12 protein-coding genes are annotated in these 12,761 nt (G+C 66.7%); 7 read left to right on the forward strand and 5 right to left on the reverse strand.

The window, feature by feature from the left end:
- Positions 1 to 2 precede the first annotated feature (2 nt).
- Positions 3 to 1,451 (forward strand): rhamnulokinase, encoded by a 1,449-nt coding sequence (locus OTER_RS06585; RefSeq protein WP_012374123.1) that lies wholly within the window; start codon positions 3 to 5, stop codon positions 1,449 to 1,451.
- 182 nt (positions 1,452 to 1,633) lie between these two features.
- Positions 1,634 to 2,905, forward strand: a complete 1,272-nt coding sequence (locus OTER_RS06590; RefSeq protein ID WP_012374124.1) for an L-rhamnose isomerase — start codon at positions 1,634 to 1,636, stop codon at positions 2,903 to 2,905.
- Positions 2,906 to 3,131: 226 nt separating this feature from the next.
- On the opposite strand, the gene OTER_RS06595 is transcribed toward OTER_RS06590, so the two are convergent.
- The 3 genes from OTER_RS06595 to OTER_RS06605 all read right to left on the reverse strand — a co-directional run bounded on the left by OTER_RS06595 (position 3,132) and on the right by OTER_RS06605 (position 8,283).
- Positions 3,132 to 4,415, reverse strand: coding sequence for a class II aldolase/adducin family protein (locus OTER_RS06595; protein WP_012374125.1), 1,284 nt, complete (start codon positions 4,413 to 4,415; stop codon positions 3,132 to 3,134).
- Between the two features lie 279 nt (positions 4,416 to 4,694).
- Positions 4,695 to 6,884, reverse strand: a complete 2,190-nt coding sequence (locus tag OTER_RS06600) for a bifunctional rhamnulose-1-phosphate aldolase/short-chain dehydrogenase (RefSeq protein WP_012374126.1) — start codon at positions 6,882 to 6,884, stop codon at positions 4,695 to 4,697.
- Positions 6,885 to 7,110: 226 nt separating this feature from the next.
- On the reverse strand, positions 7,111 to 8,283 hold the full coding sequence (locus OTER_RS06605; RefSeq protein WP_012374127.1) for an MFS transporter: 1,173 nt from the start codon (positions 8,281 to 8,283) through the stop codon (positions 7,111 to 7,113).
- Positions 8,284 to 8,440: 157 nt separating this feature from the next.
- On the opposite strand from OTER_RS06605, the gene OTER_RS06610 reads away from it, so the two are divergent.
- The 3 genes from OTER_RS06610 (at position 8,441) to OTER_RS06620 (ending at position 9,989) form a co-directional block, all read left to right on the forward strand.
- Positions 8,441 to 8,758: a metalloregulator ArsR/SmtB family transcription factor gene (locus OTER_RS06610; RefSeq protein WP_012374128.1), complete on the forward strand. Its 318-nt coding sequence runs from the start codon at positions 8,441 to 8,443 to the stop codon at positions 8,756 to 8,758.
- Positions 8,755 to 9,324 (forward strand): SRPBCC family protein, encoded by a 570-nt coding sequence (locus tag OTER_RS06615; RefSeq protein WP_012374129.1) that lies wholly within the window; start codon positions 8,755 to 8,757, stop codon positions 9,322 to 9,324. Before OTER_RS06610 ends, OTER_RS06615 begins: the two co-directional genes overlap by 4 nt.
- A gap of 110 nt (positions 9,325 to 9,434) precedes the next feature.
- Positions 9,435 to 9,989, forward strand: a complete 555-nt coding sequence (locus OTER_RS06620) for a GNAT family N-acetyltransferase (protein WP_012374130.1) — start codon at positions 9,435 to 9,437, stop codon at positions 9,987 to 9,989.
- A gap of 5 nt (positions 9,990 to 9,994) precedes the next feature.
- Here OTER_RS06620 and OTER_RS06625 read toward each other — a convergent pair whose 3' ends face one another.
- Positions 9,995 to 10,729 carry an ArsR/SmtB family transcription factor gene (locus OTER_RS06625; protein ID WP_012374131.1) on the reverse strand — a complete coding sequence of 245 codons (735 nt, stop codon included), beginning with the start codon at positions 10,727 to 10,729 and terminating at the stop codon, positions 9,995 to 9,997.
- Between the two features lie 106 nt (positions 10,730 to 10,835).
- On the opposite strand from OTER_RS06625, the gene OTER_RS06630 reads away from it, so the two are divergent.
- Both OTER_RS06630 and OTER_RS06635 read left to right on the forward strand, forming a co-directional pair.
- Entirely contained in the window at positions 10,836 to 11,264 is a 429-nt protein-coding gene (locus OTER_RS06630; RefSeq protein ID WP_012374132.1) for a hypothetical protein, read from the forward strand.
- Entirely contained in the window at positions 11,261 to 11,758 is a 498-nt protein-coding gene (locus OTER_RS06635; RefSeq protein WP_012374133.1) for an OsmC family protein, read from the forward strand. Before OTER_RS06630 ends, OTER_RS06635 begins: the two co-directional genes overlap by 4 nt.
- 41 nt (positions 11,759 to 11,799) lie before the next feature.
- Here OTER_RS06635 and OTER_RS06640 read toward each other — a convergent pair whose 3' ends face one another.
- Positions 11,800 to 12,528, reverse strand: a complete 729-nt coding sequence (locus OTER_RS06640; RefSeq protein ID WP_012374134.1) for a DUF434 domain-containing protein — start codon at positions 12,526 to 12,528, stop codon at positions 11,800 to 11,802.
- Positions 12,529 to 12,761: the final 233 nt, after the last annotated feature.

Here is a 12,761-nt window from a genome sequence, read left to right on the forward strand (position 1 = left end):
CCATGCCCCGCACGCCCACCACTCCCCTGCACTGCGCCGCCGTCGATCTTGGTGCCACTAGCGGCCGCGTGATCGTCGGCACCTGGGCCAGGAACAAACTCAGGCTCACGGAGGTTCACCGGTTTCCCAACACGTTCCAATCGCTTGGCGCGCACGACTACTGGAACCTTCCCGGGCTCTGGGCCGAGGTGCAGACGGGCCTCCGCCAGGCCGCCGCGCAATTCAAGCCCATCGCCTCCGTCGGCGTGGATACGTGGGGCGTCGACTACGTGCTCGTCAACGACGGGGGGCGGCTCGTTTTCCCGGCGCACGCCTATCGCGACGCGCGCACGCAGCCCGGGCTGAAACGGCTCGGCAACACCCGCGCCGCGCTCGCGCGAGTTTACGCCGCCACCGGCATCCCGAACGTTTTCTACAACTCCAGCCTGCAGCTCCAGGAGGTGGTCGCGAACTGCGCCGCGATCGAGGACCTCGCCACGCGCTGCCTCTTCCTCCCGGACTATTTCAATTATCTCCTCTCCGGTCGGATGGAGAACGAGCTCACGATCGCGAGCACCACCCAGCTTCTCGACGTCCATTCGACGAACTGGTCCCGGCAGGCGCTCGATTACTTCCGGATTCCGGCGCAGTGGTTTTCGAAACCGATCCTCGCCGGCACGAAACTAGGCCAGGTCACTTCGCTCGCCGAGTTGAAAGCCACGCAGGTCATCGCCGTCCCCAGCCACGACACCGCCGCCGCCTACGACGCTATGCCTGCCAGCCCCGACGGCACCGATCTCTTCCTCAGCTCTGGTACGTGGTCGCTCGTCGGCTTCGAAAGCGACCAACCCCTCCTTGGCGCGGAGGCGCTGGAAAAGCGCATTGCCAACGAGCGCACGGGCCGTGGCGGCTATCGTCCGCTCACGAACGTCATCGGGCTGTGGCTGCTCGAACGGACGCTCGCCGCCTTCGACAAGCGTCCGAAGAGCGGCGCCGAGTTCGACGCGCTCGCTGCCGCCGCGGCGAAACTTCCCGCGCCGAAACAGCTGCTCGACGTCAGCGATCTGGTCTTCGCGAATCCGTCCTCGATGCGCGCTGCGATCGACGCCCAGCTGAAAAAACGCGGCGCGAAACCGCCGCGCGATCTACCCGGCTACGCGCGGCTGATCTGCGATTCGCTGGGCCGCGGTCACGCCGACGCGATGCGCGCGTTCGAACGGCTCGCCGGCCGCACGTTCAAGCGGATCCTCATCGTCGGAGGCGGTTCGAAAAACCAGCTGCTCTGTCAGGCCACCGCCGATGCCGCCGGCGTGCCGGTGGTGTCGTTCTCCCTCGAGGGCACCGCCGTCGGCAACATCGCCAGCCAGCTCATCGCGCTGCGCGCGGTGAAAGACCTCGCCACCTTCCGCGCGCATCTCGCGCAATCGATCAAGCAGACAACCTACCAACCCAAGTCTAGAGCCCAGAGCTGAGAGCCTAGTGTCCAGTTCTGATTCGTTCTCGTTCTCGTAATCGTTCTCGTTCTCTCCCTTCTCAAGGCGTTGGAAAGACCAGGACGAGAAAGAGAACGAGAACGATCACGAGAACGGTTGGTTCGGCTCTCAACTCTCATCCCTCAACTCTCAACTGGATCGAGTTCTCAGCCCCCTCTCCCATGTCCTCCGCCAAAGCTATTTCCGCCGCCTACAAACTCGCCCGAGACGCCTATGCCGACCTTGGCATCGACACCGAAGCCGCCATCAAGCGCGCGCTCTCTCTCCCGATCTCGCTCCATTGCTGGCAGGCGGACGACGTGCGCGGACTCGAGACGCCGAAGCCGGGACTCGATTCTGGCGGGATCATGGCGACCGGCGGTTATCCGGGCCGGGCGCGCAATGGCGACGAGATGCGCGCCGATCTCGACCTCGTGTTGAACCTCCTTCCGGGCAAACAGCGGCTCAACCTGCACGCGTTCTACGCCGAGACCGGCGCCGCCCACGTCGATCGCGATGAGATCGAGCCGGAACATTTCGCCCGCTGGCTCGCGTGGGCAAATTCACGCCGCGTGGGGCTCGACTTCAATCCGACCTACTTCGCGCACCCGCACGCCACCTCGGGCTTCACGCTTTCGCATCCGGACAAAGCGATCCGCAAGTTCTGGATCAACCACGCGAAGGCCTCGCGCCGGATCGCGCAGCATTTCGCCAAAAATCTCGGCACTCCCTGCGTGAACAACCATTGGGTGCCGGATGGCGCCAAGGATGCGCCGGCCGACCGCTGGGCGCCGCGCGCACGCCTCGTCGAATCCTACGATGCCATTTTTGCCGACAAATCGATCAACCGGAAGCTCTGCGTCGATGCCGTCGAAGGAAAACTCTTCGGGCTCGGCAGTGAGGATTACGTCGTCGGCTCGCAGGAATTTTATTCGTCCTACGCGCAGTCACGCGATCTCGTGCTCTGCCTCGATCTCGGGCATTATCATCCGACCGAGTCGGTCGCGGACAAGGTTTCCGCGCTGATGCAGTTCCACGATCGGATTCTCCTGCACACGTCGCGGCCGATTCGCTGGGACAGCGATCACGTCGTCATCCTCGACGACTCCACGCGCAATCTCTTCCTCGAGATCGCGCGCGGCAACGCGTGGGATCGCGTCTTCGTCGCGCTGGATTTCTTCGATGCGTCGATCAACCGGATCGCCGCGTACGTGATCGGCGCGCGCGCCACCCGGCAGGCGATTTTGCTCGGGCTGCTCGATCCCTCGCAGCAGCTGCGCGAGGCCGAAACCGCCGGCCGGGGTCATGAGCGGCTCGCGCTGATGGAGCAGGCGAAAGCGCTGCCGTGGGGCGCCGTGTGGGACGAACTCTGCGTGCGCGACGACGTGCCCGCCCGCGCCGATTGGCTCGCCGCCGTCGCGCGCTATGAACGGGACGTGCTGGCGAAGCGGTAGGATCGAACCACATCGCGTCCGTCGATATTCGCCCCAGTAGGCGATGGCCGGAGCGGACGAGGGGGGCGTCCGCGCTCCCGCGCACGCGTCGTCGCAAACGACGGGTGAAATTTGTTTTTGCAGAGCCGCAGCTTGCTGCGTCCTCGCTGCGGCGATCGCCCTCAAGCGCATGGCCAGCGACGCCGCGCGACCGAGGCGGCGTTTCCGGCGAAACGCCGTGGCGCCGTCAGGGAATCTTGAACGCCTCGCGGAGCTCGTTGATCGCGCTATCGGGCATCTCCACGATGCCGCCGAGCGGACGAGCCAGCAGCAGGGCTTCGGCGGTGGCTTCGAGAACCTCGAGGCGATCGAAGGCTTCGAGCAGCGTCCGACCGACCACCAGCGCGCCTTCGTTCGCGATCAGCACGACGGGGCGCTTCGTCGCGGAAACCTCCGTCGCCAGCACGGCGGCATCCTCGACGATCCGCCGGAAGGGAAGTTCGGGCACGTCGTTGAGGACAACGTAGCTTTCCGGAATCGTGTGGGTGCTGAGCGGCACGTCCGTCACGCAGAAGGCCGAGGCGTGCGCCGGCTGGGCGTTGATGATGGCGCCGATCTCCGGGTGGCGGGCGTAGATCTCGGCGTGCAGCCGGGCCGCACGGCTCGGTTGCTGGCCGGCAGGGCAGGCATCCCCGCGCACGCGCACGATTCTGGGTGGCTGCAGTTCGAGCCGGTCGCGCCGGCGCGGCGTGATCAGGAACTCTCCCTGCGCGAGTCGCGCGGAGAACGCGCCGGCCGTGCTGATCAGCAGCCGCTGCTGGTAGGCACGCTGCACGAACCGGCAGATTTGATTCCGCAGGTCCTTCTCTTCGTTGCTTGGCGGCGCGATCGGCAGATCGCGAAACTGCGGCATCGTGTCGATGGCCAGCGTTTCGGGCGGAAGCACGCGAACCGGACCCAGCGAGGCGGCGCGAAGCAATGTCTGCGCGGCAAACTCGAGCGTCTCGAATCGCTGGAACGCATCGCGGAGATCGCGGCCGCCGATCACCACGCCATGGTTTTCCAGCAGCACGCAATCCGCACCGGCCGCAAACGTCGCCGCAATCTTGTCGCCCAACGCCTGAGTGCCGGGACATGCGTAAGGGGCGAGCGCGACCCGGCCGCAGACGGCGTGCACGTGCGATTGCACGCGCGTGTCGGGCAGCTGGCGGCAAATCGAGAACGCCACGAGCGCGCCCGGGTGCGCGTGGACAATCGCCTTGATGTCGGGCCGGCGGCGGTAGATCTCGCGGTGAAACGGAAACTCGGACGAGGGCGGATGCGTGCCTTCGCGGCGATCGTCAGGCAGGACGCGCACGATGTCGGCGGGCGTGAGCGCGCCCTTGTCCACGCGCGCCGGCGTGATCCAGATGCTGCCGTCCGGATCGCGGATCGAGAGATTCCCGCCGGACGTGGTGGTCATCCGATAGCGGTAGATCCGCTGCATGGTGGCGACGAGTTCGTCGCGAGGATGGAGCCAGGCGGAGTCCATGCGGCAAGTGAGCGCGTGGGCCGCAGCGGCGTCAAGGAGCGCCCGCGCACAATTCTTCCGCTTCCGCCCGCCTTGGCTCGACCAGGAAAAGCGTCACGAATTACGTGACACTTTCTCTGTTGTGACCGCTGGGGGCGGGTGGGGCGCTGGGCTAGCCCGGAAATTTCATGAACAGGAGGGAAGCTCAGTCCGAAATTTCCGTCCGCGGCGGAGCGACCTTGTCGCGGCTAGCCCCGACAGAGTCGGCCCTGAGGGCGGATGTTTCATGAAATATCCGGGCTAGCGGAGGAAGGCTTCGTGTAGGCCGCCGTCGACGGTGAGGATCTGGCCCGTGGTCTTCGCCAATCGCGACGAGACGAGGAGGAAATACGCCTCCGCCTGGTCCCCGGGCGTGATCGGCGCTTTCGTCAACGTCCGATCGGCATAGAACTGCGCGAGCTTGCGCACGAGCGAATCGGTCGGTTCATCGGCGGCGAACGCGATGTTGTATTTCGCGAGCGAACCGATGACGCGGTCGCGGGGAAACATGGCCGAGCCCTGCACCACGGTGGCCGGAGCCACGCCATTCACGCGAACCAGCGGAGCAAGCTCGATCGCGAGCTCGCGCACGAGGTGACTGGCGGCCGCCTTCGAGGTGTCGTAGGCGACGGAGCCTTTCTTCGCGACGACGGCATTCGCCGACGTCGTGAGCACGAGGCTGCCGCGCAGCCCCTGATCGCGCCAGGTCTTCGCCGCCTCGTCCGCGACGAGATAGCTGCCGGTCACGTTAATGTTGAACGTGAGCGCCCATTTCTCATCCGGGATGTGCCCGGTCGTGTCGCTCGGCACGAACACCCCGGCGGTGACGACGATCGCGTCGAATCCGCCGTAGGCGAGTGCCACCTGATCGAGCATGTGGCGGATCGAAGCACGGTCGGTGATGTTGGCGCCAAGTCCGAGCGCCGGACCGCAGTTGGATATACCCGAGCCGGCGACGCCGATCCCGAGTCCGAGCCGATCCGTAATTTCCTTTGCCGTCGACTGCGCGGCGCCCTCCATCAGATCGACGCAGACGAGCTGGGCGCCTTCGCGCGCGAGCCGGTGCGCCGTCTCCCTGCCGATGCCGGAGCCGGCGCCGATCACGACGGCGATCTGGCGCGCGAGTTCCTTTTCGGCGGGCATGCGCTTCAACTTCGCCTCCTCGAGCAGCCAGTACTCGATGTCGAACGCCTCCTGCTGCGGCAACGCCACGTAGCGGTCAATCGCCTCGGCACCGCGCATGACCTCGACCGCGCAATTGTAGAACTCCGCGGTGACGCGCGACTCGGATTTGTCCTTCCCCCACGCGATCATCCCGAGCCCGGGAATGAGCACGACGGTAGGATTGGGGTCGCGCATCGCGGGCGAGTTGGCGTGCTTGCAGCGATCGTAGTAGGCGGCGTAGTCGCGGCGATACTGCTCGAGCCCGGCGGCGAGTTTGCCCTTCAACGCAGCGAGGTCCTCGCTCTGCGGATTCCAGTCGACGTAAAGCGGCTTGATCTTCGTCCGCAAAAAATGATCCGGGCAGGACGTGCCGAGCTCGGCGAGCCGCGGCGCGTCGTGCGAGTTCACGAAGCGCAGGATCGGCGTGTCATCCTGAATCGTGCCGACAAACCGCCGTTCGCGCGACACCTGGCCGCGCAGCCACGGGAGCACGGCCGCGAGCGTCGCGCGGCGGCGGGGCTCGTCGAGCGTCTGGTATTTCGCGCCGCCGAAGGCCGCCGCGTCGCCGCCGCGCGCCGCGTAGCGCTCTTCGATGTAGGTGGCGGCGCGTTCAATGAAGTCGAGGGTGCGGGTGTAGCACGCCTTGTCGTCGTCGTCCCACGCGATGAAACCGTGCTGGCCCATCATGATCGCCCGAACGCCGGGCTGACGACGGACGATTTCCTGCATCGCGAGCCCGAGCTCGAAGCCCGGCCGCATCCACGGCACGTAGGCCATTGCGTCGCCGAAGATCTCGCGCGTGAGCCGCTCGCAATTCGCTGACGCGGCGATCGCGATGATCGCATTCGGATGCATGTGGTCCACATGCCGCCCGGGCAGGAACGCATGCAGCGGCGTGTCAATCGAGGAGGCACGCGGATTCAGGTTGAACGTCGCGTGCGTATACATGCCGACCATGTCGTCCTCGGCGGACGACTTCAGCCCCTTGTCCGCCCGCGTCGCGTAGAGCCGCTGCAGGTCGAGCAGCTTCGGTTGATACAGCGACGCGAAATTCTCGCGCTTGCTCGTGCGGAGGTCGCCGCCGGAGCCTTTCACCCAAAGCACCTCCACCGGTGCGCCGGTCAGCGGGTCGCGCTCGGTGAGTTTGGACGAGGTGTTGCCGCCACCGGTGTTGGTGATCCGCTGGTCCGAGCCGAGAAGATTGGAGCGGTAAACGAGCCGGGCGACCGGATCGAGCGACGCGGCGACGGTGTCATCCCAAAGATAGCTGACGTAGTGGTAGGACATGCGTGGAAAGGAAGGCGCAGCGGGGGCTGCCGGGGGGAGTTCAACGTTGTCAGGATATGAGCGGAAGCAATCGTAAAAGAGCAGCGGCCAGAGTCTGGAGTCCAGAGCTGAGAGCCTAGAGCCCAAGGCGGAAACTCCGATGCGCGTGCACGCGATCTCCAGCGTCGGACAGTGGTATTGACCGGGCTCTCAGCGCTTGGCTCCCGGCTCTGGACTCATCACGGCACTAGCTCAGCCGGTTGAGCCAGCGGATCGCGAAGGCGAGCGCGATCAAGCCGGTGACGATCATCCAAGGGATGCCTTCCAGCGAAAATTCCGCGACCGAACCGGCGAGCGCGGGCATGACCGCGCCGCCGATGCTGGCGGCGCCGGACTGGCGGCCGATCACGGTTTGCACCGACTCCGGGGCGAAGCGTCGCGGTACTTCATGCATCAGGCAGGGGTAGACCGGCGCGAAGCCGAGCCCCAGCAGGATGAGCGCGAGCGCGGCGAGCGGCGGGGTGGAGGCGACGAGGAAGAGCAACGCGCCGACGGCGGCGAGCCCGAGGCCCCAGGCGATGAGCCGGCGGTTGCCGTGTTTCTCCACCACGAACCCGACAAAAATCCGGCCGGCGGTGATCGCGCCGTAGAACGCACTTGCGCAGAGCCCGGCAGTCTCCACCGCGAACCCGCGGCCGACGGCGAGGATGGAGCCGGCCCAAAGCCCGGCCGTGCCTTCGGCGGCGACGTAGAGTGCGAAGATCACCGCCGAGAGCCAGCCGGCGCGCGAGTTGGCGTGCAGCGTGGGGATCGCGCGGTCGGCCCGGCCGGCGGAGGTGGCGAACGATCGCTCCGGAACCGCGTTCCAGAGCGAGAAAGAAAGCAGGAACACCAGCGCGAGCGAGAACTGCGCGGTGCCCAGCCAGGCGAACCCCGTCCGCCAACTGCCGGCCGTCGTCAACGCCCGGGCCATCAACAAAGGCCCGCACGTCGCTCCGATTCCCCAACAGGCGTGCAGCCAGTTCATGTGGCGGCCGGTGTAGTGCCGCGCGACGTAGCCGTTCAGCCCCGCGTCGACGGCCCCTGCGCCCAGCCCCAGCGGGACGACCGCGAGCAGGAGCCAGCCAAAATTGGGAGCGTGGGAAAACAGCATCATCCCCGAGGCCGTCAGCACGCAGCTGACGAGCATCACGGGCCCCGTCCTGAACCGGGCGATGATCCGGCCGCTGGAGAATCCCGAGAACGCGGTGAGCAGGAGCCCGACGACGCCGAGCACGCCGGCGAGGCCGATCGGCAGCGCGAGCGTGCGGTGCATCTGCGGCCACGCGACGCCCAGCGTGCCGTCGGGCAGCCCCAGACTGATGTAGCCGAGATAGATGATCGGCAGGAGGAGCAATGAGGCGCGCGCAGCGGAGAGCACGCCGAACGATTGAGCAGAAAATCACGACGGAGCAATGTTCGGCCGCGGAAGGTCGCCACGGCGCCGCGTTGCGCCGGGGCAGAGCGCCCAGGACGCGTAAGACACGGGTTTAATGGTTAAGTCATTGCTTAATTAAGAAATCACTTCACGGTGCGGCATGGAAACGCTCACGGCCCTGGCCGACCCGACCCGCCGCCGGATTGTCGAACTGCTCGCGCAGCGCGACCGCACGGCGGGAGAGATTGTGGAGGAGTTCGACCTGACGCCGCCGGCGATCTCGCAACACCTGAAAGTGCTCCGGGAAGTGGGGCTCGTGAAGGTGCGCGCGGACGGTCAGCGGCGAATTCATTCCCTCGAGGTGCAAGGCCTCGAGGAGATCGAGCGCTGGCTCGAACGCACCCGCGGTGCCTGGAGCCGGCGGCTGGATGCCTTGGAGCGCGAACTGCGAAAGGAAACACACCGAACCCGAACATGAAAACCGACACCTTGAATCAATATGGCGAGTTAACCGGTCCCGGCGAAGTGCGCTTCGTGCGGTTGCTGCCCGGACCCATCGAGCGCGTCTGGACGTATCTGACCGATCCGGAGAAGCGTGCGACTTGGTTGGCGGGCGGCCCGATGGAGCTGCGCGTGGGCGGCCGCGTCGAGCTGCTATTCCGGCATCGCAACCTGTCGCCCGACGAAACGCCGCCGGAAAAATACCGCGAGGCGCACGAAGCGGGGATGACGATGGAGGGGCGGATCACCGCGATCGAACCGCCGCGGCTGCTGAGCTACACGTGGGAAGGGGAGGGGCCGGGCGACGAGTCCGAGGTGCGCTTCGAGCTTACGCCGAAGGGCGAGCAAGTGCAGCTGTTGCTGACGCATCGCAAGCTGCGGCGGCCGCAGGGCGTGGCGAACGTCGGCGGCGGCTGGCATCTGCATCTGGCCTTTCTCGCCGCGCGGCTCGAAGGCACCACGCCGCCGGCGTTCTGGGCGAGATTCGCCGAGCTCGAGCCGGAATACCGGCAGCGCGTGGAAGCGCAACTGGCCGCGAAGTAGGCGGACGCGCAGGCCGGCCCGACGGGGCCGGCCTCAACCGCGCGCGAGAATTTCTCGCGGCGTGCATCGAGACTCGCGCTGCCCTCGCCGGCGCGCACAATCGCCGGCTCGTGAATCCCAGCATCAGCATCCGGCGGTGCCAGCCCGGGGACGAGACGGCGCTGTCCCTCGTGGCTCAGGCGGCGTTTCTTGAGGCGTTTGTGGGCGTGATCGATGGCGGAGACATTGTGCAGCACTGCCTGCGGCAGCACTCCGTTGAGAAATACGCCCACTACCTGCACGATCCGCACACCGCGGTGTGGATTGCCGAAGCGGCGCCTGGCGCCGCGCCGGTGGGTTATCTTGTGCTGACCACGCCCGACCTGCCGCTGCCGGATCTCGATGCCCGGGATCTGGAGGTGAAGCGCGTGTATCTGCTGCACCGGTTTCAGCGCGGCGGGATCGGAGCGCGGTTGATGGAGGCGGCGCGGGCGCATGCGCGCAGCGTGGGCACCCCGCGGCTACTGCTGGGCGTATACTCGAAAAACGATGCGGCGGTGGGCTTTTATGAGCGGCTGGGTTACGCGAAAGTCGGCACGCGCTCGTTCCACGTCGGCTCCGGCACGTATCACGATTTCATTTTCGCGCTGCCGGTGAACGTCGCGGCGTCGAGCGGCGGGACCTAGTCGCATCAGGCGGCGCTTTGCCGCCAGGCTCTCTCGCGTGCGGATACGGGCGACGTGGTCGTCTCGGGCGGCTGCAGGCCGAAATGCGTCAGGAGCGCCTCGCACCCCGCGGCAGTGATGGCGAGGACGCGCGTGCCGGCCCGGCGTTGCAGCCAGCCTGAGTCGAGCATGCGTTGCGCGAGCGCGGCCCCCAAAGCGCCGCCGAGGTGTTCCCGTCGTTCGCTCCAGTCGAGGCAGGCGTAGGCGAAGCGGCGCCGCGAGTTCCGCAGCGCATCCAAATCGAGGCCGAACGTTTCGAACCAGCGCGCCCCGCGCCGGGTGACCACGAAGTTGTCCCGATCGGCCGCGAGCAGTTTTCGCTCGAGCAGCGCGCGCGTGACTTCCGTGCCGAGCCAACCCGCGAGATGGTCGTAACAGAGCCGAGCCCACTGCGCCGGCGCGCGTGCGCGGTCGACGCTGGTGGGCGAGGGAGCGAGCACCATCAGCGACTCGATGCACCGGGCGACCAGCGGCGAAGCGAGCCGGAAATACTTGTGCCGTCCCTGGGCGCGTACCTGAACCAAGGCCTCGGCGAGCAACAAGCGCAGGTGCGTGGTCCCGGTGGCAGGCGTCACCCCGGCGCCGTAAGCGAGTTCCTTGGCCGTCAACGCCCGCCCCTCCATCAACAAAGCCAGCATCCGCAGCCGCGTGGGTTCGCCGATCGTTCGCGCCAGCCGGCCCAGGTCGGGTTCTGCATTCATGCTTCGACGGTCATCGAACTGACGGTGCCTGACAAATCAGTGACAGGGAAACACCGTCGCTTCCGGTCGACCGCACGACCGCGATCTGCTCTCACTGCCGAACACGATGAAAGATTTGACCCTCCTCCTGCCGAACCGACCGGGCGCGCTGGCCGAAATGGGCGAGGCGCTCGGGCGTGCAGGCGTCAGCCTCGAGGGCGGCGGGGTGTTTGTGGTGAACGGCGAGGGCGTCGCGCACTTCCTGGTCGCCGACGGCGAGCGGGCCCGAAGTGCACTCGCTGCGGCGGGGCTGCGGGTGATGGCGGTGAAGGACGTGCTGGTTCAACGGTTGCGGCAGGATCAGCCGGGACAGTTGGGGAAGTTCACCCGCCGGCTGGCGGATGCCGGGATAAACATCGAGGTGCAGTACAGCGATCATGCGCACCAACTCGTCCTCGTGGTGGATGACATGAAAAAGGCGAGGGCCGTGTCCGACGCCTGGATGCAGGAAATGTTCGGATCGGCGACGCTGAGCGAATCAACCTCTCTGCCATGAAACGACACGTCTACGAGGTTCAGATGGAATGGACGGGCAACGACGGTGAGGGCACCAAGACCTACCGCAGCTACCGGCGGGACCACGTCATCACCGTGGCGGGCAAGCCGCCCTTGGCGGGATCGAGCGATCCGGCGTTTCGCGGTGATCCCAGTCGCTATAGTCCGGAGGATCTGCTCGTCGCGAGCCTGTCGTCCTGCCACCTGTTGTGGTATCTGCACCTGTGCGCGGTGAACCAGATCGTGGTCACGGCTTATCATGACGTGGCCGAGGGGGTGATGCAGGAGAGGGAGGATGGTTCGGGCGCGTTTGCCGAGGTGGTGCTGCGACCGGCGGTGACGATCGCCGCGGGCGGAGACGTGGCAAAAGCGCACGCGCTGCATGACGAGGCGCACCGGTTCTGTTTCATCGCGAACTCGGTGAACTTTCCGGTGCGGTGCGAGCCGGAGATTGTTGCGGAGGGCGGCAGCCCAGAGTCTCAAGCTGAGAGCTGAGAGTCTAGAGCGGAGCAGGCGCGAGGTGATGGCGCGGCCGATCAGCCGAGTGTTGCGGAGAGATCGAGGACGTTGGCGGCCGGAGCAGAGCGGGCGATGAGCTCGCGTGCGAGATTGCACCAACGCGTGCAGCGGTCGAGCACCACGCTGTCGGAACTGGCGACGATCTCGCCAGTCGAGCCGAGAATCTGGTCGGGGCTGAAGGCGAGTTCGACCGTCCAGTTCCAGCCGGCGGGTTGGGCCAGCTCCAGCAGCGCGGTTTTGAGCCGGCCGCTGTTGCCGACCGGGCGATCGAGCAACCAGTGACATCGGACCACGCCGCAACGCGCGGCGGTTTCGCCGACCAACGTGGCGGCGCGGCGGGTCTCGGCGACTTCGCGATAGGTGCCGTGGAGGCTGGCCATGTCGCGGTAACAGCCGTCGCGGCCGAGCAGGATCACGCCGCCAGCGAGCGCTGCCTCGAGCGTGATCAGGAGATTGTAGCCGTCGATCCACAGCTCTGCGCCGGCGAGCGCGGCAGGCTCCACGCGATGTGTGGCCCGGCGCTCGTGTTGTTCGCGCGAGCAGGCACATCGCGCCACGGCGATTCGCTGCCGCTGCGTGAGTCCATGGCGATCACCCGTCAGTGCGAGCGAGGAGCGCAACGCATAGCCGCGGTCGAGCAGCCAGCACAACTCGCCGATCGCAGTGCGCAGCGCCGGCCAGTGCGCCGGCGCGAAAAGCTCCGCGTCCTCGGGATGCGCGCCACGATGCTGCCGTTGGTCGGGCATGCCGGCAGCATGGGCTCGTGGCCGCGAGAGACAATCGTCCGCGCGTGGGCGCGCAGTGCTATTCGCTCCTGCGGTGCTTGCCAAAAATTTCACGTATTACGTGAAAATTGCTTCGAGACGACCGCCGCGGGCACGTGCTCGCCTGACGCCGGCGAGGCGGCTAGGCCCGAGCTGCGCGGCGGCCCAAGAAACACGTTGGCAGAGGGTAGAGACCGACCGGACTGCATTTTCAC

The organism is Opitutus terrae PB90-1 (genome assembly GCF_000019965.1).
In the GTDB taxonomy this organism is placed as follows: domain Bacteria; phylum Verrucomicrobiota; class Verrucomicrobiia; order Opitutales; family Opitutaceae; genus Opitutus; species Opitutus terrae.

Bases quoted from the DNA above. Each gene is read 5' to 3' on its own strand.
- OTER_RS06610 (WP_012374128.1), top strand. From the start codon at position 8,441: ATGGAAACGCTCACGGCCCTGGCCGACCCGACCCGCCGCCGGATTGTC.
- OTER_RS06595 (WP_012374125.1), bottom strand. From the start codon at position 4,415: ATGGACTCCGCCTGGCTCCATCCTCGCGACGAACTCGTCGCCACCATG.
- OTER_RS06615 (WP_012374129.1), top strand. From the start codon at position 8,755: ATGAAAACCGACACCTTGAATCAATATGGCGAGTTAACCGGTCCCGGC.
- OTER_RS06640 (WP_012374134.1), bottom strand. From the start codon at position 12,528: ATGCCCGACCAACGGCAGCATCGTGGCGCGCATCCCGAGGACGCGGAG.
- OTER_RS06600 (WP_012374126.1), bottom strand. From the start codon at position 6,884: ATGTCCTACCACTACGTCAGCTATCTTTGGGATGACACCGTCGCCGCG.
- OTER_RS06585 (WP_012374123.1), top strand. From the start codon at position 3: ATGCCCCGCACGCCCACCACTCCCCTGCACTGCGCCGCCGTCGATCTT.
- OTER_RS06625 (WP_012374131.1), bottom strand. From the start codon at position 10,729: ATGAATGCAGAACCCGACCTGGGCCGGCTGGCGCGAACGATCGGCGAA.
- OTER_RS06635 (WP_012374133.1), top strand. From the start codon at position 11,261: ATGAAACGACACGTCTACGAGGTTCAGATGGAATGGACGGGCAACGAC.
- OTER_RS06590 (WP_012374124.1), top strand. From the start codon at position 1,634: ATGTCCTCCGCCAAAGCTATTTCCGCCGCCTACAAACTCGCCCGAGAC.
- OTER_RS06630 (WP_012374132.1), top strand. From the start codon at position 10,836: ATGAAAGATTTGACCCTCCTCCTGCCGAACCGACCGGGCGCGCTGGCC.